Annotated in this window: 16 protein-coding genes, 1 tRNA gene and 1 pseudogene; 10 read left to right on the top strand and 8 right to left on the bottom strand. The window is 50.1% G+C overall.

Annotation, left to right across the window (positions count from 1 at the left end; all coding sequences use genetic code 11):
* Positions 1-23: 23 nt before the first annotated feature.
* Positions 24-275: a hypothetical protein gene (locus C3432_RS17025; RefSeq protein ID WP_103777719.1), complete on the bottom strand. Its 252-nt coding sequence runs from the start codon at positions 273-275 to the stop codon at positions 24-26.
* 855 nt (positions 276-1,130) lie between these two features.
* Between C3432_RS17025 and C3432_RS17020 the strand changes: the two genes are divergently transcribed.
* The 10 genes and pseudogenes from C3432_RS17020 (at position 1,131) to C3432_RS16970 (ending at position 15,974) form a co-directional block, all read left to right on the top strand.
* On the top strand, positions 1,131-1,499 hold the full coding sequence (locus C3432_RS17020) for a type VI secretion system contractile sheath small subunit (protein WP_103777718.1): 369 nt from the start codon (positions 1,131-1,133) through the stop codon (positions 1,497-1,499).
* 180 nt (positions 1,500-1,679) lie between these two features.
* Positions 1,680-1,871: pseudogene (locus tag C3432_RS17015) on the top strand (Clp protease N-terminal domain-containing protein); the annotation flags it as partial.
* A 272-nt stretch (positions 1,872-2,143) separates the two neighbouring features.
* The gene (locus tag C3432_RS17010; protein ID WP_103777717.1) at positions 2,144-4,636 is read left to right on the top strand and encodes a type VI secretion system Vgr family protein; all 2,493 of its coding nucleotides are present in this window, start codon (positions 2,144-2,146) and stop codon (positions 4,634-4,636) included.
* Between the two features lie 4 nt (positions 4,637-4,640).
* The gene (locus C3432_RS17005) at positions 4,641-5,687 is read left to right on the top strand and encodes a T6SS immunity protein Tli3 family protein (protein ID WP_103777716.1); all 1,047 of its coding nucleotides are present in this window, start codon (positions 4,641-4,643) and stop codon (positions 5,685-5,687) included.
* The gene (locus tag C3432_RS17000) at positions 5,680-7,614 is read left to right on the top strand and encodes a T6SS effector phospholipase Tle3 domain-containing protein (RefSeq protein WP_103777715.1); all 1,935 of its coding nucleotides are present in this window, start codon (positions 5,680-5,682) and stop codon (positions 7,612-7,614) included. The genes C3432_RS17005 and C3432_RS17000 overlap by 8 nt, the downstream gene beginning before the upstream one ends.
* A 156-nt stretch (positions 7,615-7,770) precedes the next feature.
* Positions 7,771-8,820: a T6SS immunity protein Tli3 family protein gene (locus tag C3432_RS16990; protein ID WP_103777714.1), complete on the top strand. Its 1,050-nt coding sequence runs from the start codon at positions 7,771-7,773 to the stop codon at positions 8,818-8,820.
* A complete protein-coding gene (locus tag C3432_RS16985; RefSeq protein WP_103777713.1) occupies positions 8,810-10,744 on the top strand; it encodes a T6SS effector phospholipase Tle3 domain-containing protein in 1,935 nt (644 codons plus the stop codon). Before C3432_RS16990 ends, C3432_RS16985 begins: the two co-directional genes overlap by 11 nt.
* A 90-nt stretch (positions 10,745-10,834) precedes the next feature.
* Positions 10,835-11,098 (top strand): PAAR domain-containing protein, encoded by a 264-nt coding sequence (locus C3432_RS16980; RefSeq protein WP_103777712.1) that lies wholly within the window; start codon positions 10,835-10,837, stop codon positions 11,096-11,098.
* Positions 11,098-12,528, top strand: coding sequence for a hypothetical protein (locus C3432_RS16975; protein WP_103777711.1), 1,431 nt, complete (start codon positions 11,098-11,100; stop codon positions 12,526-12,528). Before C3432_RS16980 ends, C3432_RS16975 begins: the two co-directional genes overlap by 1 nt.
* Before the next feature lie 5 nt (positions 12,529-12,533).
* The gene (locus C3432_RS16970) at positions 12,534-15,974 is read left to right on the top strand and encodes an ImcF-related family protein (protein ID WP_103777710.1); all 3,441 of its coding nucleotides are present in this window, start codon (positions 12,534-12,536) and stop codon (positions 15,972-15,974) included.
* Positions 15,975-16,096: 122 nt separating this feature from the next.
* On the opposite strand, the gene C3432_RS16965 is transcribed toward C3432_RS16970, so the two are convergent.
* The 7 genes from C3432_RS16965 to aspA form a co-directional block, all read right to left on the bottom strand.
* Positions 16,097-16,172, bottom strand: a tRNA-Phe gene (locus C3432_RS16965).
* A 118-nt stretch (positions 16,173-16,290) separates the two neighbouring features.
* On the bottom strand, positions 16,291-18,291 hold the full coding sequence (locus C3432_RS16960; protein ID WP_103777709.1) for a DUF1176 domain-containing protein: 2,001 nt from the start codon (positions 18,289-18,291) through the stop codon (positions 16,291-16,293).
* Positions 18,292-18,358: 67 nt separating this feature from the next.
* A complete protein-coding gene (locus C3432_RS16955) occupies positions 18,359-18,934 on the bottom strand; it encodes a transcriptional regulator (RefSeq protein ID WP_103777708.1) in 576 nt (191 codons plus the stop codon).
* A gap of 36 nt (positions 18,935-18,970) precedes the next feature.
* A complete protein-coding gene (locus tag C3432_RS16950; protein ID WP_103777707.1) occupies positions 18,971-20,674 on the bottom strand; it encodes a protein-disulfide reductase DsbD in 1,704 nt (567 codons plus the stop codon).
* Entirely contained in the window at positions 20,650-20,997 is a 348-nt protein-coding gene (gene cutA, locus C3432_RS16945) for a divalent cation tolerance protein CutA (RefSeq protein ID WP_103777706.1), read from the bottom strand. The genes C3432_RS16950 and cutA overlap by 25 nt, the downstream gene beginning before the upstream one ends.
* Before the next feature lie 131 nt (positions 20,998-21,128).
* On the bottom strand, positions 21,129-22,430 hold the full coding sequence (gene dcuA / locus C3432_RS16940; RefSeq protein ID WP_103777705.1) for an anaerobic C4-dicarboxylate transporter DcuA: 1,302 nt from the start codon (positions 22,428-22,430) through the stop codon (positions 21,129-21,131).
* 114 nt (positions 22,431-22,544) lie between these two features.
* Positions 22,545-23,981, bottom strand: a complete 1,437-nt coding sequence (gene aspA, locus C3432_RS16935; protein WP_103777704.1) for an aspartate ammonia-lyase — start codon at positions 23,979-23,981, stop codon at positions 22,545-22,547.
* Positions 23,982-24,287: the final 306 nt, after the last annotated feature.

Here is a 24,287-nt window from a genome sequence, read left to right as displayed (position 1 = left end):
TGCCTTGTTATGATGCGGCCAAATCAGTATTTGATATCTCTGGCTTCCTGACGCCCATCCTGCTTACTTTGTCGTTTGTCCTGGCGACACTCATGGTTACTTTTATCGTTCCCGACCACGCATTCGCGTTTTTCCTGGCGAGCATCCTGACGGGTGTCCTGGCGTGTATCCCGGGCTTCACGACGCTGATGAGCCTGTTCTGTGGCCTGTGCCGTTGTTATCAAACCGCCCGCGAGAAGAATAAGCCCGGTAAAAACAGCAATATGTGATTTCATAGATGACCTTAACATGTCCTGAAATAAAAAATGTCGGGCAGCCAGTGCTGCCCGTCTGCCTATTGTATTAAAAGACCGATTTCCGAAAGGAAGTTAAAATGCGGTTTTCACTTTTTCTGGATGATTGCTGACGAACTCATGTCGGTTTACGCTTACTTCGCACCGGCTCCGCCATACTGGCAGCAACGCTGCTGGGTCATGCCAGTATCTCCCAGCGTAGTGGCAATGTGGTCAGGATGTTTGTGTTCGTGGGGGATAATCTTCTGTCCTGGTCAATCTGCCGGTCCTGCAAAAACACCTTGTGGCTGATGGACAAGCAGATGCGTCCCTCCCCGGTGCGCAGTAGCCAGGCTTCCTCCTGATTAAGCGCCTTACCGGAGAGCGTTCGAATGGCCCGGTAACTCAAATATTGTTTATCGGGACATAATCCGATGATGTTTCTTATGCCTTCACCATGATTATTACGGTGTTTCTCACATTAAGTAAGGTCATGATTTTCAGTTTTCCCGGTGTGTCCTTTTAGCTTCTGTCGATCTGAAACCCTATCTTTGAAAATGCATGGGTATTTTAAGTATTTCAATATTGATTTAAATCAATTTCACATTGCTTTGTTAACAACTTTCCGTGTGCTTTAACTAGTGCGACATAAATGTTTGCTTAATGTATTACTGGTAGCTCATTTTACTGGTATGTCAGCGCTATTCATCATTAATAAATAGTGAAAAATTCTTAAGGATTTTCTTAATGCGGACTAAAGATCTGTATATTTGATCTTGTGCCGATCATTATTCTAATATCGCGTGTAAAAAACTGTAGTGTGAAAAGTGTGCACAGCGATAGCCGAGGGATGATGAGATGGCTGACAGTTTCCTGAATGAAGTGCCAAAGGCGCTTATTAATCTGAAGCCTGGCCTGCATACGGATGGCGCAGACAAGAAAACCGAACTTCCCCTGAAGTTACTGGTTGCGGGTGGTTTCAGTAATGGTCTGGAGTCCGCGCCATTATCAGAGCGAAAAAAAGTTAATCTGAATAATAACTTCGCCGCAGTTCTTTCCGAATATTCCCCAAAAATAAATCCGGTTATGCACGACATAAAGGCTCCTTCTTACGAGAAGCACAGCCACCTTGAGCAGATCGAGCTGTGTTACGGAAAAAACACCTGGAGCTACAAAGACGGCTACATCGTTCATTCCGATTCCTGGAACGAATGCGCCACCGAGTAAGTCGCATGCGGACAGTCACCTCTGTCCGCTTTTTCGTTTTTGCTGAGCGTCTGCGTGCGCGGTCGTTCAGCAAAGAAACCCACAAACTGTCAGCCAGACCGTATGCGCTTTGGTCCCCTTCACGGGAAACCGCGAGGGGCGGTAGCGTGTCCAGGAACCGGCAAAGAAAGAGAGATATTCATGGAAAATCCAGCCATCCTGCTGCGGCGTCTGAGCCCTTACTGTGTCCGTGCCATGGAAGGCGCAGCCTCCCTGTGCCAGAAACACGCCCACGCAGAAATCCTGCCTGAGCGCTGGTTGTTAAAGCTGTTCGAGCAGGGGGAAGGTGACCTGACAGTCCTGGCGTGCCGTTACGAGTGGGATGGGGATGCGGCTAATCTGCTGAAACCCGCTCTTGCATGCGGTGAATTGCGTACTATCGCAGCCACCAGCGGGTCTGAATACAACGATGCCGCACTGGAGCGTCGCTTCCGGATGGTAAAGGTGGACGAGCCGGACGATGACGCCGCCTGCCTGCTTAATCAACAAATTCTGCCGGTGCCGATCCACATTGCCGCAAAACAGAAACCACAGTCGCTATGCCTTAGCTGGAGTGAGGCTGAGGGGAGCGGACCGGAGTTTGACCGGACACAAGGAGTGAACGTATGAGCAACCATCCCCCGATAAGATTCAGCCACAACCACCACCTGCTGTCGGTTAAAGGGTGCGGCTCAGCGCTTGATGTGCTGGCGTTTGAAGGCGATGAAGCCCTGAGCACGCCGTTCAGCTACCGGATTGAGTTTACCAGTGGTGACCATGCCATCAGCAAAGAAATGATGCTGAAGAAAGCCGCTTCTCTGACGCTGCAGGCCCCGGTTGACCAGGGTTACGGCATTAAAATGCAACAGGCTGTGCGCACCCTTCAGGGCGTGGTGAGCGGCTTTGCACGTCTCGGCACCTCGAAAGATGAAACCCATTACGCCCTGACGCTCCAGCCACGTCTGGCGCTGCTCGATCGTTCGCATCAGAACGCGATTTACCAGGATATGTCTGTCCCGCAAATCGTGGAAAAAATTCTGCGTGAGCGTCACGGCATGCGCGGCCAGGATTTTCTGTTCTCGCTCTCAAAAGAATATCCGCGTCGCGAGCAGGTGATGCAGTACGGCGAGGACGACCTGCACTTTATCACCCGTCTGCTGGGCGAGGTCGGTATCTGGTTCCGCTTCACCACCGACACCCGCCTGAATATCGACGTCGTGGAGTTTTATGACAGTCAGCAGGGTTACGAGAGAGGCCTGACGCTGCTATCGGTGCCGCCATCAGGCCAGCATTCGGAGGGTGTGGACTCGGTGTGGGGAATGGAGAGCCATCATAATGTGGTGCAGAAGCAGGTCAGCACCCGTGATTACAACTACCGCCGGGCCACGGATGACATGAACACTCAGGTCGATGCGACCCGCGGGGATACCACCACCTACGGTGATGCCTGTCACTATGCTGATAACTGGCTGACGCCGGGCAGTGCGTATGACCGCAATCCGGCACCGGAGTCCGGGGCGTTTTATGCCCGCATTCGTCATGAACGCTACCTGAATGGTCAGACGCAGACCCATGCCATCACCAGTTGCCCAACCCTCTCTCCGGGGCAGGTGCTGAAAGTCACCGGCGGTTACGAAGTGGCGGACGTGTTTGCTCATGGTGTGGTCATCACGGGGATGCACAGCCATGCGCGGCGTGATGAAGATTTTGGCGTCAACTTCGACGGGATCCCGGACAGCACTGATTTTAGCTTCCGCCCTGAGCCTGGCTCACGCCCGGTGATGGCCGGCACATTACCGGCCCGCGTCACCAGTACCACCGAAAATGACACCTACGGGCATATCGATAAAGATGGCCGCTATCGCGTCAGGATGCTGTTTGACAGTGGCAACTGGGAGACCGGGTTCGAGAGCCTGTGGGTCCGTCAGTCCCGCCCCTATGCCGGGGATACTTACGGCCTGCACCTGCCGCTGCTGGCGGGCACCGAAGTGGCGATTGGCTTTGAGGACGGTAACCCGGACAGACCGTACATCTCCGGCGTGCTGCACGACTCGGCGCACGGCGACCACGTCACCATCCGCAACTACAAACGTAACGTGCTGCGCACCCCGGCGAACAACAAAATCCGGCTCGACGATGAGCGCGGGAAAGAGCACATCAAAGTCAGCACCGAGTACGGCGGCAAGAGTCAGCTGAATCTCGGACATTTAGTGGATGCCGATAAGCAGAAGCGCGGTGAGGGTTTTGAGCTCAGAACCGACAGCCGGGGAGCCATCCGTGCGCAGAAAGGTCTGTTCATCTCAGCAGACGGGCAGGCAAAGGCGCAGGGTCAGGTTTTAGAAATGCAGCCGGCGATTGCCAGACTGTCGGCGGCATTAGTGGAAATGGAATCGCTGTCGGCAAGCGCACAGCAGGCACAGGCGCTGGCGGCGGATGTCAGTCGTCAGCAAAAACTCCTGAAGCAGAAAATCGAGCAACTGCATGAGGAGGTCATTCTGGGCAGTGCACCGAAAGGAGTGGTACTGGTGAGTGGCGAAGATATGCAGCTATCGGCGAGAGATAATCTGACGCTGACGGCAGGTAAGCAACTGGATGTCGGAGTGCAAAAAGACTTCACGCTGGCTGCGGGTAAGCAACTCAGTCTGTACAGCCGTGAAGGCGCAAAACTGTTCAGCTCGCAAAACGATATTGATATTCAGGCTCAGGGGGGAAATATCACCACCTGGTCGACACAGGACACATACATTTCAAGCGGCAAAAAAATGATTGTCACGGCGCAGGATGAACTGACGCTGATATGCGGTGGTGGTTATATCAAAATCAGGGGTGGGAATGTTGAGATTGGTGGCCCGGGGAAACTGCTTATTAAGAATATGGGCATCAGGAAAGCGGGGTCCGGCAGTTTGCATGGCGTGATGAAGTCGTTTGAGCCATCAACGTTTGATGAGAAATTTGTTATCAGAAATGCGCTAACAAAAGAACCGATACCTGGTAAGGCTTATAACATCACCATGCCAGATGGTTCTGTTATTTCAGGTGTGACAGATTCGTCGGGCGCGACGTCGCTGAACTCATCTGATGTTATCGACAATATGCTCATTACCCTGGTTAAGGCGTAATAATATGAAATGGAATCAGTCAGACAGAAAAGTACTCACAATTATAGCCATTACTGGTGTGCTCCTGTATGCCATTTATAAAGGACTTCAGTTTTTAGCTGGTGTATCAATGGGGGCCAGTTTTGGGGGCGGTCTGGGAGGAATGAGCGGGTCTCAACAGGTAGAGGAATCACGAAAAGTTGAAACGGATGCGCCGACTCAAATTATTTATCGCATAGATAAAAATCGATATCTGACACTGGAAAACTACATATCTTGTGATAAGGGGGGGCAGGTTTATTATAATGATACTGAAAGGGAAATAAAAACCCAACTGGGATGGGATACAGATTTTTATGATTTCTCATATCGTCGTGGTAATAATGTTGCGGCTTATCAGGGAACCATTATTAATGGTGCAGATAATGGTTATCTGGCATTCCCCGGTGCATCAACCAGGCAATATTGCGGTAGCGGTACTTCAGAAACAGGCTGCCCGGTATTTTTCTTTTTTTCAGCGGATTATGGAAAAACCTTTATATATGAAATTGTAGCTAAGGAGTACAACACCCCTGAACGATTCAGTAAGCTTAAAGTGGTAGTGGCAAACAATGGGGTTTATTTAAAAGATGAGTCTCAAACAGAGAGTGTATATTCTCACCCTATAGGTCTTCGCGATCTTCATTCAGTGAATAAATTAAGATTTTCAGACGGAAATTTAATCAGTGTTTATGATGACTGGCAGAAAAAAGTTCATGAGTTAGTGAAAAAAGAACTGATAAGAAAAAAAATGCCCTATGCAAACGATTATGGACCGAGGTTTCATATATTCGACTATATCAGAACATTAACACCTCCGAAAACTCATGAGGAAAGTAATTTGATGGCAAATGAATTGTCAGATATTCGAATCAGGATTGAGGATGAGGTTTATAGCAATAGGATTAAATTCCCAATTATTTTAACTCAGAGCTTAGATAGTAAATATCAGTGTAATAAAAGCATTAAAGCTAAAACCATTACATATACAAGTGAATCAAACGGGAAAAAGGAGGTGGTGAAAAATGAATAATAATATTGAACCCATCCGGGAACTTGAATGTAAATTTGATGATAATGGGCATCCGTCCTGGCACTCATTCCCGTCTCATAAAAATTGCCAGATCAGAGGTGGGTGTGATTTACCACCACATTTGCCTGGTGTTATTTTACTTGTACACGGTGTAAACTCGACAGGAGAGTGGTTTTCAATTGCAGAGGATAAACTTTGCGAAGGTCTGAATAAGAGGCTTGGGTTAAACGGGACAGATTATAAACTGGAGGCCAACAAATATCTTTCTGACGATAAAATAAATTCTGAACCTCTAGTATCCCGATATTTACCTGAAGTTGATAAAAATAGGTCTCCAGTTATTCGTTTTTACTGGGGGTATTCCTCACCTAAAGGTAATGAAGATAAATATGTTATACCGTTAGCCAATCGGAAAGGCGTTGATTATCATCAGTTGAAAATGCAGGGTGTTTCTCATAACAATATTATTGCTCAGAGGCCATTTTTCTGGGGCGGCGGACCATTCCAGAACGGAACAAATAATCTGCACTCTTTATGGAGTGAGAAAGGATTTAAAGAGAGAGTCGCAGGTATCAAAGTTCAGTGGTTTAATGAAGATAAAGATCGCCTGTTAACCAATGCGCCACCACGAAAATATTATGCGCATGCAGCCAAACGCCTTGCAGACCTGATTGATAGTATCCGTAAAAAATATCCCAAAGATACGGTGACCATTGTTTCTCACAGTCAGGGAACCATGGTCGCAATGGCTGCCGTAGCAATTGCTGAACAAGCACCTGATGCATTATTTGTACTTAACTCCCCCTATGCACTGGATCACAACGATCTTAATGGCGCATCACTTCCGGCAGATGAGTGCATTTCGCCAGAAGGGCGGCAGAATACGTTATCTGCCATCATTGATAAGGTGGCTTCAAGAAAAAATCACCTGTTATCGCTTGGTTATGAGGGACTCTGCGTAGGTCAGACGGCAGATAAAAAGAGCTGGCGGCCTGATGTCTCTCTTGCTGGTGAAAATGGCACCAGTCTTGCCGAACGCGATAATCACGGGCGCACTTATATCTACTTTTGTCCTCATGACCGTGTTATGGGGTCACGGCCGCTACGCTCAATTGGCTGGCAGGGATTACCCAATGATTCTCAGGGGTATCCTCATCCTCTGCTGAAAAAGCATCAGGGAAATTTATTTCAGCGGATGCTGGCTCGCAGTACTCCATGTGGCGAAGCTCCAAATCCCGTGACGCCTTTTGCAAAATTGCCGGATGGAAAACCTTTCTGGGATGATAAAGGCGACCAGTATCAAAGCAGTAGTTTCACCTATCCGGATCCGCCAGAATGGCAAACGGTTTTTATTAATGCCGAAAAAGTTCCGGAGCCTATTGATGCTACTAAATTGGCAAATTTTGATGTAACACGAGTGGGGATGGAACATGACGCCAGGCAAATAGATGGCTGGGGAGAGTTCAACCCGGATAAAAAAAATAAAAACGACAATACCTATGACAACTACATTAATCTTTACCCTAATCAGGATATTGTGATTGGTTTTAAAAATGTGGGTACAGAAGCAGAACCGCGGTTGATTCCCGTAAGCCGTGAGGAAACGTTTGAAGAAAAAGATCTTCGCCTGAGAACCTACGTTTCCCAGCCCACGGACCATAGTACTTTGCCAATGCGTGCTGATTTCATGTCGCAGGTGGTAGCTTATGATTTGCCGATTGGGTATTGCGATGCAACCTGGGATAAGGAATTTATGGCTGATTTACGGCGAAAAGCGGACTGGGTACAGGGGGAGGATCCCTATCTCTTTAGTGGAATACCTGACAAAGTGCCAGAGCCTGATTTAATTAGCCGGGATACTGTTGTTGATGAATTTAATACAGAGCAACGTAAGTTACCCGCTTACAGAGTTGTAAATAAGGCATAAATATATTTTTGTAGATTACAGTACAGGGAAAGAACACGTAACGATCGTTTTTATACATATAAAAAGCAGGCGTGCCAGATTCGTCGGGCGCGACGTCGCTGAACTCATCTGATGTTATCGACAATATGCTCATTACCCTGGTTAAGGCGCAATAATATGAAATGGAATCAGTCAGACAGAAAAGTACTCACAATTATAGCCATTACTGGTGTGCTCCTGTATGCCATTTATAAAGGACTTCAGTTTTTAGCTGGTGTATCAATGGGGGCCAGTTTTGGGGTCGGTCTGGGAGGAATGAGCGGGTCTCAACAGGTAGAAGAATCACGAAAAGTTGAAACGGATGCGCCGACTCAAATTATTTATCGCATAGATAAAAATCGATATCTGACACTGGAAAACTACATATCTTGTGATAAGGGGGGGCAGGTTTATTACAATGATACTGAAAGGGAAATAAAAAACCTGCTGGGATGGGATATTGATTTCAATGATTTCTCATATCGTCTTGGGAATAGCATGGCGTCATATCAGGGAAGCATTGTCAATGGAGCGGATAATGGGTATCTCGCATTTCCTGGAGCATCCACTGATCAGTATTGTGGTAGCGGAAGGTCAGAAAGAGGTTGTCCTGTGTTTTTCTTCTTTTCAGCGGATCATGGAAAAACCTTTATCTATAAAATTATAGCTGAGGAGTACAACACCCCTGAACGATTCAGTAAGCTTAAAGTGGTAGTGGCAAACGATGGGGTTTATTTAAAAGATGGGTCTCAAACAGAGAGTGTATATTCTCACCCTATAGGTCTTCGCGATCTTCATTCAGTGAATAAATTAATATTTTCAGACGGAAATTTAATCAGTGTTTATGATGACTGGCAGAAAAAAGTTCATGAGTTAGTGAAAAAAGAACTGATAAGAAAAAAAATGCCCTATGCAAACGATTATGGACCGAGGTTTCATATATTCGACTATATCAGAACATTAACACCTCCGAAAACTCATGAGGAAAGTAATTTGATGGCAAATGAATTGTCAGATATTCGAATCAGGATTGAAGATGAGGTTTATAGCAATAGGATTAAATTCCCAATTCTTTTAACTCAGGGCTTAGATAGTAAATATCAGTGTAATAAAAGCATTAAAGCTAAAACCATTATATATACAAGTGAATCAAACGGGAAAAAGGAGGTGGTGAAAAATGAACAGTAATTCTGAACCCATCCGGGAACTTGAATGTAAATTTGATGATAATGGGCATCCGTCCTGGCACTCATTCCCGTCTCATAAAAATTGCCAGATCAGAGGCGGGTGTGATTTACCGCCGCACTTACCTGGTGTTATTTTACTTGTACACGGTGTAAACTCGACAGGAGAGTGGTTTTCAATTGCGGAGGATAAACTTTGCGAAGGTCTGAATAAGAGGCTTGGATTAAACGGGACAGATTATGAACTGGAGGCCAACAAATATCTTTCTGACGATAAAATAAATTCTGAACCTCTAGTATCCCGATATTTACCTGAAGTTGATAAAAATAGGTCTCCAGTTATTCGTTTTTACTGGGGGTATTCCTCACCTAAAGGTAATGAAGATAAATACGTTATACCGTTAGCCAATAGGAAAGGCGTTGATTATCATCAGTTGAAAATGCAAGGTGTTTCTCATGAAAATATTATTGCTAAGGGGCCATTTTTCTGGGGCGGCGGACCATTCCAGAACGGAACAAATAATCTGCACTCTTTATGGAGTGAGAAAGGATTTAAAGAGAGCGTTGCCGGTATTAAGATACAATGGTTTAATGAAGATAAAGACCGCCTGTTAACCAATGCCCCGCCGCGAAAATATTATGCCCATGCGGCCAAACGTCTTGCAGACCTGGTTGATAGTATCCGTAAAAAATATCCCAAAGATACGGTGACCATTGTTTCTCACAGTCAGGGAACCATGGTCGCAATGGCTGCCGTAGCAATTGCTGAACAAGCACCTGATGCATTATTTGTACTTAACTCCCCCTATGCACTGGATCACAACGATCTCAATGGCGCGTCACTTCCGGCAGATGAGTGCATTTCGCCAGAAGGGCGGCAGAATACGTTATCTGCCATCATTGATAAGGTGGCTTCAAGAAAAAATCATTTGTCATCACTGGGCTATGAAGGGCTTTGTGTCGGACAAACGGCAGATAAAAAAAACTGGCGACCTGATGTCACTCTTGCTGATGAAAATGGTACCAGTCTTACCGAACGCGATAATCACGGGCGCACTTATATCTACTTTTGTCCTCATGACCGTGTTATGGGGTCACGGCCGCTACGCTCAATTGGCTGGCAGGGATTACCCAATGATTCTCAGGGGCATCCTCATCCTCTGCTGAAAAAGCATCAGGGAAATTTATTTCAGCGGATGCTGGCTCGCAGTACTCCATGTGGCGAAGCTCCAAATCCCGTGACGCCTTTTGCAAAATTGCTGGATGGAAAACCTTTCTGGGACGATAAAGGTGACCAGTATCAAAGCAGTAGTTTCACCTATCCGGATCCGCCAGAATGGCAAACGGTTTTTATTAATGCCGAAAAAGTACCTGAGCCATTATCAGCGGCCACATTGGCTAATTTTGATGGGTCCCGAGTTGGAGCTGAACATGATGCCAGTCAAAAAGATGGATGGGGTGAGATTAACCCGAAGAACAATCAAAAAAAAGACAATACCTATGACAATTACATCAATCTATATCCTAATCAGGATATTGTGATTGGCTTTAAGAATTTGGGGACACAATCAGAGCCTCGACTGGTACCCGTGACTCGCAAAGAAACATTTGAAGAGAAAGATGCTCGCTTAAGAACCTACGTTTCCCAGCCCACGGACCATAGTACTTTGCCAATGCGTGCTGATTTCATGTCGCAGGTGGTAGCTTATGATTTGCCGATTGGGTATTGCGATGCAACCTGGGATAAGGAATTTATGGCTGATTTACGGCGAAAAGCGGACTGGGTACAGGGGGAGGATCCCTATCTCTTTAGTGGAATACCTGACAAAGTGCCAGAGCCTGATTTAATTAGCCGGGATACTGTTGTTGATGAGTTTAATACAGAGCAACGTAAGTTACCCGCTTACAGAGTTGTAAATAAAGCATAAATATATTTAAGCTGACTTTAAGTCTCGGTGAGTTTTCTAAAATTAAGCACTATGGAGTCAGGTGTTTAATTATAATTAAAGGAATAGAAAGTGGGGAAATTTGCAGTTGTTTTAGGGGATGCCACTACACATGGTGGTAAAGTCACATCAGCCTCATCCAGTTTTGATATATCCGGTAAAAATGCCGCACTCTTAAATGATACCGTCACCTGCCCTGAGCATGGCATAAATAAAATTATTGAGTGCGATATTTCTGCCTATGAAGAAAACGGGCGTGGAATTGTTTTACATGGCTGTAAAACGCAGTGTGGTGCAAGCGTCATCGCAAGCTTGCAGGATATGGAGGTTGGCTGATGGGATGGTCTCTGCCGGAGGTGCCTGAAAAAGCGCAGGCAACGGCCTGGTCGCCCTGGGTCTGTCTTTTGATTATCGTATTAGGCCTTTTCATTGGCCTAATTGTTGCTGTGCTGAAATTACCGACGACAGGATTGCCTTCGTTGAGCAGTGGGTACTGGTTACCACTGACTATCCGGACATTTACAGGCATTTCGGCAGCTATCGCTGTCTATAGTTTCTGGTGGGAAACGCTCGCAATTCGAGTCTGGAACTGGAATGAGTGGTGCCGGAGTATGCGTCTGATGTGGCGCAGACGCGCACATCAACATCTCGTCATTCTCCGCCATGTTTGCATCTCTGCCGACACGGCGTTGTTGCCTCGTCTCGCACATGCGCAAGAGGAGGACAGCGCAGAAACACCTCCTTTAACGCTGTTGCCGGAGGAACCACTTACGCCAGGCATTTCACGTTTTGAGCAACTATCCAGTAATCTCATTTCTCAGATCAAGCCCTCGCTGCTGCAACGCTATCCCTCGGGCCCGCTGCAGGTTGTAGTTCAGACCAGCGGTAATGATAAAGATAGAGAATCCCGATCGTTCCATCGTATCTGGAATGCAGGTTCCCAGCCCTGGAAAGTTGATATTCATTTTCAGGATGCGGGATCACCGTTTGGTGACTGGAACCAGTTTGTGGAGTCAGCAAAGCGACCCGTATTGGTTCTGGCTATGCATTACCGCCAGCCTGACGACGTGTTACCGGAATTTGCCTGCGCGCTATTTTTGATGCCACCGTCGATGCTGAACCCGGGTGAACAAAAAAATGCGCTACGGCTATTCCGGGCGATGCCACTCAACACCAGTACGCTCGCCACTGAACTCGGTGAATTACGGAGTATGGCTCTCACTCCTGCCAGCAAGAAACATCTGGTCTGGCACAGCGGGCTTTCAGATGCGCCACGCCAGTCGGTGAGCAGGGTGCTGAATGACCTGTCGATCTCTTTGTATGATGGCATTGGTACCGGAGGTGTCATTGATTATGACACCACATGCGCCCGTTACGGTGATCTTGCCGGTTGGGCAATGATTGGTAGTGCTGCAGATATGGCTGCTTATGGCCCTACCTGCCAGTGGTTTCTTCTCGGAGATGAACATAATGCCTGGGCTGTTGCGCTTGGAAGCGCCGCACCCGCTGTCGGGCATGATCATTTTATTATTCCGGCCCCCTTTCCTGGCGGCTCAATGATGATGGCTCTGATGCTGACTGTCGGGCTGTACAGTCTGATGATTCGCTATTTTCCTTTAATGGCATTTTCCTGGTCGGGGATCTCTCTCTTGCTGCTATCACTGGTAGCGACATTGCCCGGGATCGTATTTGCGCTACGGCGTGTAACATCCCGTCTTCAGCGGCCCTTATTTATCAGGGCTGCACGACAGTCCGGAAAGGAATAACTGGCATGAAAAAGGCCTCGAATCTCCTGGGTGCAGGGCTCCTTATCCTGCTTGTCTTTCTTCTGGTGCTCTTTGTTCTTGTACAGATCACACCATTACCCTCTGGTAGGGGCGAAAATGTTTTCTGGTATGTGGTGGCAGGTTTTGTAACCCTGACCGCGCTATTGTGTACTCTCATTTTTTTTACATTTTCCGGGCAAAAAAATCCCTCTCCTGTTACGCCTGATGACTGGAGTGACAGGAATGAAGAACAAACCCCGATTCAATGTGATTTTTCAGCCCTCAGCAATCACCTCAGAAGACGTTACTCGCTGTTCTGGCGGCGTAAGGTACAACTGCTGCTGGTCACCGGTGATGATTCAGCTATTGAGCAACTGGTTCCCGGCCTGCAACAGCAGCTGTGGCTTGAAGGTAACCGTACCGTTCTGATTTACGGCGGCAGTCTGACTCCAGTACCGGACAAAGAAAAATACACCGCGTTACGTAAACTGCGCCGCGGACGTCCGCTGGACGGAATGGTTCGGGTGATGCCAGCGTCGCTTAACCTGACGCCACAAATCAGTGACAACGATTTACGCGGGCTGGAAAAAATCAGCGAACTGCTGCGCTATTCCGCACCGGTCTGGCTATGGCAACTGTGCGACAGCGACTGGTCGCAGACGAAGCGCCCTGAGCAGGCGGTAGGGGCAAACTTTCCACTGCGCGCAAAAGAAGACGATGTTATCCGCCAGCTTGAGCTGATGCTGCCGGCGCTTCGGGCACAGGGTATGAGCCAGGTCGCTGAGAACAACCGTCACGACTTCCTGCTGCGCCTGGCCCAGCACCTTAAAGAAGGCGCTATCGGTCACTGGGCTCAGCAACTGGTGCCATGGCTGGCTGTCTCCCCGCAACGCGTCCCACTGAGGGGGCTGATGTTCAGCCTGGCGGAGAATAAACCCGCATATACGTCAGAGGGAGCCGCTTCCACTGCATCTGCCGACGCAGAAAAATATGTCCCGGAATCACACCCTCATGCGCTGATCCTGCCGGTGACCTGGCAGGGAATTGTTGATGACTGCCCCCGTGTACGTGGCCGCCGTGTCAGTATGGCCTGGGAGTCGACGCTTGCCTGGACTCTGATGGTCACTATCGCTGTCTGGGGGGCGGGGACGCTGCTGTCGTTTGCGGTAAACCGCCTGCAGATAGTCTCTGTTGCTGAACAGGCTCATGCACTGGTAGAGCATCCTGCCGTATCGGATGACCAGCTAACTACCCTGCACACCCTGCGTAATGATGCCGGCCGACTGCAGCACCGTATTCAGGACGGTGCGCCGTGGTATCAGCGCTTTGGTCTGGATCATAATCAGCAGCTGCTCGACGCGATGCTGCCCTGGTACGGTGTGGCGAACAACCGTCTGATACGCGACCCGGCAAATGCCGCCCTGACGCAGAAACTCAGCGCGCTGGTAAACTCAGCACCCAACAGCGACCAGCGTGCACAGCTGGCGAAACCGGGCTATGACCAGCTTAAAGGCTGGCTAATGATGGCCCGTCCGGATAAAGGCGATGGCGCATTTTATGCGCAGACCATGAAAGCCGTGCAGCCGACACGCATGGGCATCTCAACCGGCCTCTGGCAAAGCCTGTCGCCAGATTTGTGGGCGTTCTACATCTCTGAGCTGCCAAAGCAGCCACAGTGGAAAATCATGCCGGATGCAAAGCTGGTCAGCCAGAGCCGCCAGGTCTTGTTGCAGCAAATTGGCCGCCGCAACGCTGAAAGCACCCTGTATGAGAATATGCTCAAATCCGTGCGTCGTAACTTCGCCGATGTGTCTCTGGAAGACATGACCAGCGGTACCGATGCCCGCCGCCTGTTTACCACCGAAGAGGTGGTGCCGGGCATGTTCACCCGCCAGGCATGGGAAGGGGGGATTCAGCAGGCCATCGGGAAGGCCGCCAGTTCCCGCCGGGATGAAATCGACTGGGTGTTGAGCGACAGCCGAAAAGCCGTCTCCGGAGACCTGTCGCCGGAAGCACTAAAAGCCCGTCTGACACAACGTTACTTCACCGACTTTGCCGGTAGCTGGCTGAGCTTCCTCAACAGCCTGCACTGGAATCAGGCAAAAAGCATTGCGGATGTCACCGACCAGCTGATGCTGATGAGTGATGTCCGCCAGTCTCCGCTGATTGCCCTGATGAATACCCTCGCCTGGCAGGGGCAGACCGGCCAGCAAAGCGAAGGCCTTTCGGACTCCATCATCAAATCGGCTAAAGACCTGGTAGGTGGAAAAGAAAAGCCCGCGATTGACCAGTCTGCATCAGGCCCGCAGGGGCCACTGGATAAAACCTTTGGCCCACTGCTTCAGCTTCTGGGTAAAAACAAAGGCCGCAACGTGATGTCGGCGGATAACACGCTAAGTCTGCAGAGCTATCTGACCCGTATCACCCGTGTGCGTCTGCGTCTGCAACAGGTGGCCAGTGCCTCCGACCCGCAGGAGATGATGCTGACTCTGGCGCAGACCGTATTCCAGGGTAAAAGCGTGGATCTCACTGATACCCAGCAGTACGGCAGTCTGATTTCGGCAAGCCTTGGCGAAGAGTGGAGCGGCTTTGGCAGTACGGTGTTTGTGCAACCATTGACCCAGGCCTGGAAGACCGTGCTTCAGCCGTCGGCGGCAAGCCTGAATGACAAGTGGAGACGCTCCGTGGTAGCGAACTGGCACACGGCATTTGACGGACGTTTCCCGTTTGCCGTCAGCAAAAGTGACGCTTCTCTGCCGATGCTGGCTGAATTTGTGCGCAAGGACAGCGGACGTATTGAGCGCTTCCTGACGACTGAACTCAGCGGTGTGCTGCACAAAGAGGGCAGCCAGTGGGTGCCTGATAAGGTCAACGGCCAGGGGCTGAGCTTTAACCCGGCCTTCCTGCGGGCCATTAACCAGCTGAGCCAGCTGTCAGACATTCTGTTTACCGATGGAAGCCAGGGCATCAGCTTTGAGCTACAGGCGCGCCCTGTACCGCAGGTGGTCGAAACCCAGCTGTCCATTGATGGTCAGCAGCTGCACTATTTCAACCAGATGGCCGACTGGCAAAGTTTCCGCTGGCCCGGGGAGATGTACAAGCCGGGAACCCTGCTGACCTGGACCACTATCAACGCCGGTGCGCGCCTGTTCGGGGACTACCGCGGGACCTGGGGCTTTATTCGCTGGCTGGATCAGGGCAAACGCCAGCAGCTTGACCATAGTCAGTGGATGATGAGCTTCACAGCCCCGGATGGTCGAACCCTGCAGTGGGTACTGCGCTCACAACTTGGAAGTGGTCCACTGGCATTACTGGCTCTGCGCGGCTTCACGCTACCGGATCAGATTTTCAGCGTCGACAGTGCGGCTACGGCTCAGGCGCTGACGGTCAATATGAGAAACAGTGACAGTCGCCACCTCCTGTCTCTGGGCGCGACTGCACCGTGACGGGACTTGATGCGGGTTGAAGTTGATTGAATTGGGTGATGTTAAGATATTGTAGTAGCGTTGATTTTGGCGGGCTTTGAATGCAAAAACGGACCTCCGTGGAGGTCCGTTAATATGAATTTTGGTGCCCGGACTCGGAATCGAACCAAGGACACGGGGATTTTCAATCCCCTGCTCTACCGACTGAGCTATCCGGGCAACGGGGCGCATTAAACCGTAATCCGTACAGCCCGTCAACCAAATTTCTCATTTTCACGTCTGGTTGCTTAACTTTACGGCGATTTTGCAATTTTCCCGGAATTTTTACCCGAATTTATCACGCGCCGTTATCGCCTTCTCTGTGTCTCCATTCGCTCTGTATCGCGGTGACCCGCCTTAAACCTGAAATCGAATAGCCACCAATAATACTGTCCCGATCCTTCGGTGAGGTGAGGTCGAGAGTTTCACCCCGGCCAAAATAGCTCTCAACCGTGCCGATAAAACATTCCCCATTAAGCCAGATGGGGATATCTGCAACATGTTGAGTCACATAGGTGCCCGCAATCCCCATACTGTAACTGTCTGCCTCTTCCGGTGAGGTTGCAGGCGGTACAGGGCAAATTGGGGCGGCCTGTCTGTTTTCTGAACGATGACGTTGCATTGTATTCAGCGTTTTGATTAATTGAGCTTTATCACTATCGCTTAATGTCGGTCTTAACGGTTGTCCCGCGTCTTGCGGTTCAATTGAATTCATATCGTATTCATGATGATAGTGGACGGTTACAACGGGAACCTTATCGTCTGCACTAAACGGACGCAGTAGATAAAGGTTATCTTCATTATATAAGCCGTTGAACCAGAGCGCATAAACCTGGCCGTTGATGCGTACCCATTGGCTCCACTGATTGGCGCCGCGTCCATTTTCCGAAAACAGGGCGCCGGGCACGCCAAAGTCATCGTCATCCGGGGTTCTGCTGAGGGCGAAAAACCTGTCATCACCGCGTTTGAGCACGCCGGTATAGCTGAAAAGCCCTGTGCCACCAACGTAACTGTCGATAATAAGATCGCGTTTACCGTCGCCGTCCAGATCAACCAGCGTGAAATTCACCCGACCATGTTCCGAATCGACAATTATCGTTGTACGGGACCATGCCTGCCACTCATCATCGCTAATCTCAGCAGAGGGTTTTGTGGTTGGTTTCGCTGAATCTTCAGCGTAAGAGATTGTAAAATTGGTGACTTTTCCGGTTAACGGGAACTGCCCGGCAATTTTGCTCAGAGCAAATTCCGGAGCCGTTTTTTGCATATTCGCGACGGCATTTTGTAGCGTTTTTAAAGCCGCATTATCGGCATCCACTTCAGACTGAGCGCGTACGTTACTGACAAACGTAGGGAGCGTCCAGACACCGCCAATAGAGAGGTTTCCCTGTCCGCCGCTACGGTATTCATCACGCAGAGTGAAGTGCTTTCCATCCCAAACCCAGAATTGAATGGGGTCGCTGAAACGGGCGATCTCTCCATTTTCATATTCACTGGCATCGCTGGTGATGAGTACGGGTGGGGCGGTAAGTTCTGCATTGGTGAGCCAGAGGGCGAAACGGGAGCTATCAAAGCATTCGGTCTGAATTAATACATGATGTTTATCAACCGGAATACGGTAATAAACCCGTTCTTTATCCTCTGTAAGTTCACGACATCCCATCTCGGGAGTGAGCCTGAGCTGAGGCGCTATTTTTAGCTGCTGCGCAGCCGTTAAAGGTTCAGAGTCCGGAGTACGAACGACCGGTTGGGTGATGATGAGGGGGACAGGTTCGGCCTTCAGCACATCGTTGCTGTTTTTATCTCCCGGATGCAGCAGAGCACTTTGGGTATTGATACGTTTCTGAAATTCGTCCATTTTCAGTAACACTGCGGCAGAACCTGCGCCAGAAAGCGTTACACGTTCCCCATCGGCAACAAACTCAATGGTGTTATCCTGGCGTAAGGCGGCCAGAAATTCTCTTCGGCGTTCATAGTCGAGCGTAAAATATCCGTCTGAGAGGTTGGTTAATTCACCTTTCTTTTGACCGTCAATAAAAAGCGTCGCGCCTGTCAGGGGCGACTGATCTGCCGTGCGTTGTGCAAAGGTCACCTCAACTTTTACGCGGGTGTCGGGGCCTGCCGCCCGCGTGAGCAGAACGCTTACCGCATTATCACTATAACCCGCCGCCCGGCAGGTGCCGGTATTATCACACGCAACTTCCCAGTCTTTATGGGCGAACGAAAAACCGGTTAACGGTTTGGCAAACAGGGGGGCAGAGAGAAAACCTGTGAGGAGGACGCAGTGAAGAAGGCGCATATAATTCCTTTTAACATGTCCGTATTGTCGAAATTATATGCGGTTCAGCAGGGTAATGAAATCTGAATCAGGTCAGTGCGCCACCCTGACGACACTGCGCGAAACGCAGAATATCTTCTGCCAGACGGTGTGCGGTCTCCACATCGGCCTGGCTACGGTTAACCAGCATCCGGCTCAGACAACCCTCCAGTACCAGTTCCATCTGTTTGGCGACCATTGCCGGATCGTCAATCTCCAGCGTGGTTAGCAGTTCATGGGTAAAATCGTATGCGGCGCTTTTCTGCTGATCGGCCAGTTGATGGATCGGGTGTGCCGGATCGGGGTAAAACGTGCAGGCGGCGATAAACAGACAGCCGGGGTAGCGCTCATTGCTCACACATTCTGAAAGCGCATTATAGCGCGCAAGCAGCTTTTGCTCTGCGGACTGCGTTTCATCCAGCATCAGCTGACGGCGCCAGATATCCACCTGCTGGCTAAGATAGCGTAGCGCATCGTATAAAATCGCCTCTTTATCCGGCCAGAAGCGTTGCAGTTCTTCGAGCGGATAATTAACGCGCTCTGCCACCATCTCAAGTGTGGTGTTGGCAATCCCTTGAACTTCTAACAGTTTCAGGGCTTCTCCCAGGACATCTTCACGTTGCACGGTATTTTCCTCTGTCTATTCTTTTGCAAGTGTTGCTCACGGTTGGCGATCGCGCAAATGCGCGTTGAACGTTGGCGCATCCATAAAGCCTGTTACCCGCGCCTGCGGGTGCTCCTGACCCTGGTCATCAAAGAACAGAATGGTGGGTAGCCCCAGCACCTGCAAATGTTTCAACAACGCCACATCCTGCGCATTGTTGGCGGTGACATTGGCCTGTAACAGCACCGTGTCGTTCAGCTCCCTTTGTACCAGCGGGTCACTGAAGGTGTATTTCTCAAACTCTTTACAGGCAACGCACCAGTCGGCGTACAGATCCAGCATCACCGGTTTTCCTTTTGCCTCGGCCAGCGCCTGATTTAACTCGTCGACGGTCGCAATCGGCTTAAAGTTCAGATGCGCCTGCGTCTGGGCGACGGTTGTACCAAACGCCCAGTCCTGCAAGGGCCGTACGCTCACCAGCGCGGCTGCCAGCAGGATAATCTGCACAATGCGCATCCAGCCACGCTTTGCCTGCAGGCTGGTGATAAACGCCCAACTGAAAAAGGTGATGCCCAACAGCGACCACAGGCGTAAACCCCATTCATCACCGATAATCCGCTCAAGTAAAAAGACCGGCAGCGCGAGGATCACAAAGCCAAAAGCCGTTTTGACATGTTCCATCCATGGGCCGCTTTTCGGCAGCAGACGGTTGCCAAACACGGTCACCAGCATTAGCGGTAGCCCCATGCCCAGCGCGTAGAGATACAGTGTTCCGCCCCCCAGCCACATGTTTCCGCTTTGGGCGATATACAGCAAAATCGCGCTCAGCGGCGCGGTGGTGCATGGTGAGCAAATAAGACCGGCAATCGCCCCCATCGCAAACACGCCGCCCGAAGAACCGCCTTGCTGGCGGTTGCTCATCAGCGTAAGGCGCGTTTGCAGAGATGAGGGGAGCTGGAGGGTGAAAAGACCAAACATCGACAGCGCAAGCAGGGTGAAAACTACCGTCAGACCGATTAACACGTACGGATGCTGAAGTGCGGCCTGAAACTGTAACCCCGCCGCCGCGACCACCAGGCCCAGCGCGGTATAGGTGAGCGCCATCCCCTGCACGTAAATAAACGTTAACAGCAGCGCGCGTCCCGTCGACAGGCGCTGTTTCCCGCCGAGCACAATGCCGGAAATCAGCGGATACATCGGCAGTACACAAGGCGTAAAAGCGATACCAATACCAATCAGCAGCGCCCACAGCGCGGAGAAGGGCAGTTCAGCAGGCGTTTGCTCAGATTGTTTTACGGGAGCCAACGTTGTTGCTGACGAGGCTTCAGGGCTGGCGGCGACTGCGCTTAACGGTACGATTTTGGTTTCTGGTGGATAGCAGAAACCGGCATCGGCACAGCCCTGATAGGTGACCGTCAACGTTGCGCCAGAGGCTGCCTGATTGACGGTGAGCGGAATGTTCAGCCGTTTACGGTAGATTTCACTCTTCCCGTAGAACTCATCCTCATGCCAGGTGCCCGGCGGGAGCCGGACTTCGGCAATATCTGCCTGAGCAGGCGTAATGCTGACCTGTTTGCGGTAAAGATAATAGCCGTCCTTCACGTGCCAGGAGAGATTGACGTCGTGCTGGTTTTGCTGGAAATCAAAAGTAAACGCCTGGTCTGCAGGGACAAACTGCGAGCGACCCGGGGCGTCAAATAATCCGGCAAAGGAAGATGTGCTGCAAAGAAGCAGGATCAGCGTAAGGATGCGTTGAGCCATGAGAGATAATCAATGTCTCCGTGAGTGACGGGTAAAACCAGCAGTTCTGGCGTTTGGTAGGGATGATGCGACTTCAGGCAATCAAGAAGCGCTTGCTGGTGTGAAACTGATGTTTTCAAAATCATCTGCACTTCATATTCCTGCTCCAGCTTACCTTCCCAGTAGTAGAGCGAGGTTGCCCCGGGGAGCAATGTCGCACAGGCGGCCAGTTTTTCCGCCAGCACCCTGGCGGCCAGATCCTGGGCTGTTGCTTCATCCGGTGCGGTACAGAGTACCACCACGGTTTCGGGGATGGGCATATCCTGACTGCTGACATCAAGCATAAACACCTCGAAAGACAGAAAGACCGGCTAGAGAGTGGTCACTATACAACGGAAGGGGGGAGAGATGTTAGTTGAAGCGGGGAGAAGTGGGGAAAGGCGAGCGGGGCGCAGATACGCCCCGCAGGTAAAACTTACAACATGAAGCTGCCCAGCAGGAAGCCAAAGCAGACGGCCAGCGCAACACCCAGCGTACCTGGGATGAAGAACGGGTGGTTGAAGACGAATTTGCCGATACGGGTTGTACCGGTGTCATCCATCTGCACCGCCGCAACCAGAGTCGGGTAAGTTGGCAGAATGAACAGACCAGAAACCGCAGCGAAAGAGGCTACAGCGGTCAGCGGAGAGACGTTCAGCGCCAGAGCCATCGGCATCAGTGCTTTTGCAGTCGCTGCCTGAGAGTACAGCAGAGCAGAAGCAAAGAAGAAGATGACCGCCAGCAGCCACGGATGACCCTGAATTACGCTACCCGCAGTATCTTTGATCCAGTCAATGTTGTGAGACACGAAAGTGTCGCCCAGCCATGCAACACCCAGGATACAAATACAGGCGCTCATACCGGCTTTAAAGGTACTGGAGTTGAGGATAGAGTCAGTTTCAACGCGGCAGATAATCGTGGTCAGCGTTGCGACGCTCAGCATGATGATCAGGATGGCGTTAGTGGTGTTCATCAGCGGAGTCGCCACCAGGCCGAGACTCGGGCTGTTGATGATCGCATAGGCCACCACGCAAATGACGCCCAGCAGGAACAGCCAGACGGAAGTTTTCGCCATCGGTTTGATTTCAATCTGCTTCTCGCCGCGCAGTTCGATCAGACCTTCTTCCAGACGCTTCAGGTATACCGGATCGTCAGAAAGTTTAGAGTTAAACAACATGGTGACCAGGAAGGACATGACCAGCACTGCCAGCAGGGTGGACGGAATGACCACGGAGAGCAGGTGGATGTAGCTGATACCATGACCTTCCATGACAGAAGACATATAAACTACCGCAGCGGAGATCGGAGAAGCGGTAATCGCAATCTGTGCGGAAACCACCGCCGTGGAGAGAGGACGGCATGGCTTAACGCCTTGTTCCTTCGCCACTTCGGCAATAACCGGGAGGGTTGCCAGGGAGATGTTGCCGGTACCAGCAAAGATAGTCAGGAAATAGGTCACAATCGGGGCGAGGATCGTGATGTATTTCGGGTTACGACGCAGCAGCTTTTCTGTCTGGTTAACCAGATAGTCCAGACCGCCAGCAACCTGCATGGCAGAAATCGCAGCGATAACTGCCATGATGATGGAGATTACATCAAATGGGATATTACCTGGCTTCACGCCGATGGCGGCAAGAACCAGAACGCCAAGCCCACCTGCAAATCCAATACCGATGCCCCCTAGTCTGGCGCCCAAAAAGATTGCCAGCAAAACAATGATAAGTTCGACAACTATCATATTAGCCTTCCTTGTTGTTTAACAAGTTGATATTAAATTGTTGTTATTTGGTAACTTCTTACAAGAAAAAAGGCACGTCGTGTGACGTGCCCCCTGTAGTACTACCCTGTACAATTACTGTTCGCTTTCATCAGTATAGCGTTTTGCTTTGTAAGCCGGGTGCATCAGGTTCTGTGCGGAGAAAATATCGTCCAGCTCTGCTTCAGTCAACAGGCCGCGCTCCAGAACAACTTCACGTACGCTCTTACCTGTTTCGGCACAAATTTTACCGACGATGTCGCCGTTGTGGTGACCGATGAACGGGTTGAGGTAAGTAACGATGCCGATGGAGTTGAATACAAACGCTTCACAGACTTCTTTGTTAGCAGTGATACCACTAACGCATTTCTCCAGCAGGTTGTAGCAGGCATTGCTCAGAATGTGAATGGATTCAAACATTGCCTGGCCAATGACTGGCTCCATTACGTTCAGCTGCAGCTGACCTGCTTCAGATGCCATCGTAACGGTGATGTCGTTACCGATGACCTTGAAGCAGACCTGGTTGACGACTTCTGGCACAACCGGGTTCACTTTTGCTGGCATGATGGAAGAGCCCGCCTGCAGTTCCGGCAGATTGATCTCGTTCAGGCCGGCACGTGGACCAGAGGAGAGCAAACGCAGGTCGTTACAGATTTTGGACATCTTCACAGCCAGACGTTTCAGCGCACTGTGCACCATCACGTATGCGCCGCAGTCAGAGGTGGCTTCAATCAGGTCTTCTGCCGGTACACAGGCAAAACCAGTGACTTCCGCCAGTTTCTGCACAGCCAGAGGAGAATACTCTTTCGGGGTGTTAAGACCAGTACCGATCGCCGTTGCACCGAGGTTAACTTCCAGCAGCAGCTCAGCAGTACGTTCGATGTTTTTCACTTCTTCTTTCAGCAGGATGCTGAAAGCACGGAATTCCTGACCGAGCGTCATCGGCACTGCATCCTGCAACTGGGTACGACCCATTTTCAGGATATCCTGGAATTCAACCGCTTTACGCTCAAAACCTTCACGCAGTTGGTTGATAGCATCAATCAGTTTGATGATTGAAGCGTAAACCGCAATGCGGAAGCCAGTTGGATAGGCGTCGTTGGTGGATTGACATTTATTAACGTGGTCGTTCGGGTTCAGGTACTGATATTCACCTTTCTGGTGACCCATCAGCTCAAGCCCGATATTGGCCAGCACTTCGTTGGTATTCATGTTGACGGAGGTGCCTGCACCGCCCTGGTAAACATCTACCGGGAACTGATCCATGCATTTACCGTTATTCAGGACTTCATCACATGCGGCAATGATGGCATTCGCCACACTTTTAGGAATGGTTTGCAACTCTTTGTTTGCCAGAGCTGCTGCCTTTTTCACCATTACCATACCACGCACAAATTCAGGGATGTCACTGATTTTGTTATTGCTAATGTAGAAGTTTTCAATCGCTCTCAGAGTATGAACACCATAGTAGGCTTCGGCTGGAACTTCCCTGGTACCCAACAGATCTTCTTCGATACGAATGTTGTTTAACATGTGAACCTTCTTTTTCAAGCTGCCAATGAATTGCACTAAACACACAGGATATATGTGGTTACGAACGTTTTCCGACCGACGATTATCCCCTGCATCGGTCTGATACCCGAGATCATATGCTGCTTCAGGATTTCTACCGTAATCTGGATCACTTTAAGTGCGGGTAATTACTCCTTAATTATTATTTTGTGAAATAGGTCACCGCTTTAGGATTACCTTCAAAAATAACTATGCAAACGACTTGAAATTTCTCGAACTACCACAACATCCGCTTAATGCGGAATGCAACTATATTCAGATCTGCGT

Source organism: Citrobacter amalonaticus (genome assembly GCF_002918555.1).
In the GTDB taxonomy this organism is placed as follows: Bacteria; Pseudomonadota; Gammaproteobacteria; order Enterobacterales; family Enterobacteriaceae; genus Citrobacter_C; species Citrobacter_C amalonaticus_A.
Note: the sequence above shows the minus strand (reverse complement) of the source record. Positions and strands in the feature narration are given on the sequence as shown.

Excerpts from the sequence above, each read along its gene's own strand:
- C3432_RS16975 (WP_103777711.1), top strand. The coding sequence starts at position 11,098 with ATGGGATGGTCTCTGCCGGAGGTGCCTGAAAAAGCGCAGGCAACGGCC.
- C3432_RS17005 (WP_103777716.1), top strand. The coding sequence starts at position 4,641 with ATGAAATGGAATCAGTCAGACAGAAAAGTACTCACAATTATAGCCATT.
- C3432_RS17010 (WP_103777717.1), top strand. The coding sequence starts at position 2,144 with ATGAGCAACCATCCCCCGATAAGATTCAGCCACAACCACCACCTGCTG.
- C3432_RS16950 (WP_103777707.1), bottom strand. The coding sequence starts at position 20,674 with ATGGCTCAACGCATCCTTACGCTGATCCTGCTTCTTTGCAGCACATCT.
- C3432_RS16970 (WP_103777710.1), top strand. The coding sequence starts at position 12,534 with ATGAAAAAGGCCTCGAATCTCCTGGGTGCAGGGCTCCTTATCCTGCTT.
- cutA (WP_103777706.1), bottom strand. The coding sequence starts at position 20,997 with ATGCTTGATGTCAGCAGTCAGGATATGCCCATCCCCGAAACCGTGGTG.
- C3432_RS16960 (WP_103777709.1), bottom strand. The coding sequence starts at position 18,291 with ATGCGCCTTCTTCACTGCGTCCTCCTCACAGGTTTTCTCTCTGCCCCC.
- aspA (WP_103777704.1), bottom strand. The coding sequence starts at position 23,981 with ATGTTAAACAACATTCGTATCGAAGAAGATCTGTTGGGTACCAGGGAA.
- C3432_RS17000 (WP_103777715.1), top strand. The coding sequence starts at position 5,680 with ATGAATAATAATATTGAACCCATCCGGGAACTTGAATGTAAATTTGAT.
- C3432_RS16990 (WP_103777714.1), top strand. The coding sequence starts at position 7,771 with ATGAAATGGAATCAGTCAGACAGAAAAGTACTCACAATTATAGCCATT.
- C3432_RS17025 (WP_103777719.1), bottom strand. The coding sequence starts at position 275 with ATGAAATCACATATTGCTGTTTTTACCGGGCTTATTCTTCTCGCGGGC.
- dcuA (WP_103777705.1), bottom strand. The coding sequence starts at position 22,430 with ATGATAGTTGTCGAACTTATCATTGTTTTGCTGGCAATCTTTTTGGGC.
- C3432_RS16985 (WP_103777713.1), top strand. The coding sequence starts at position 8,810 with ATGAACAGTAATTCTGAACCCATCCGGGAACTTGAATGTAAATTTGAT.
- C3432_RS17020 (WP_103777718.1), top strand. The coding sequence starts at position 1,131 with ATGGCTGACAGTTTCCTGAATGAAGTGCCAAAGGCGCTTATTAATCTG.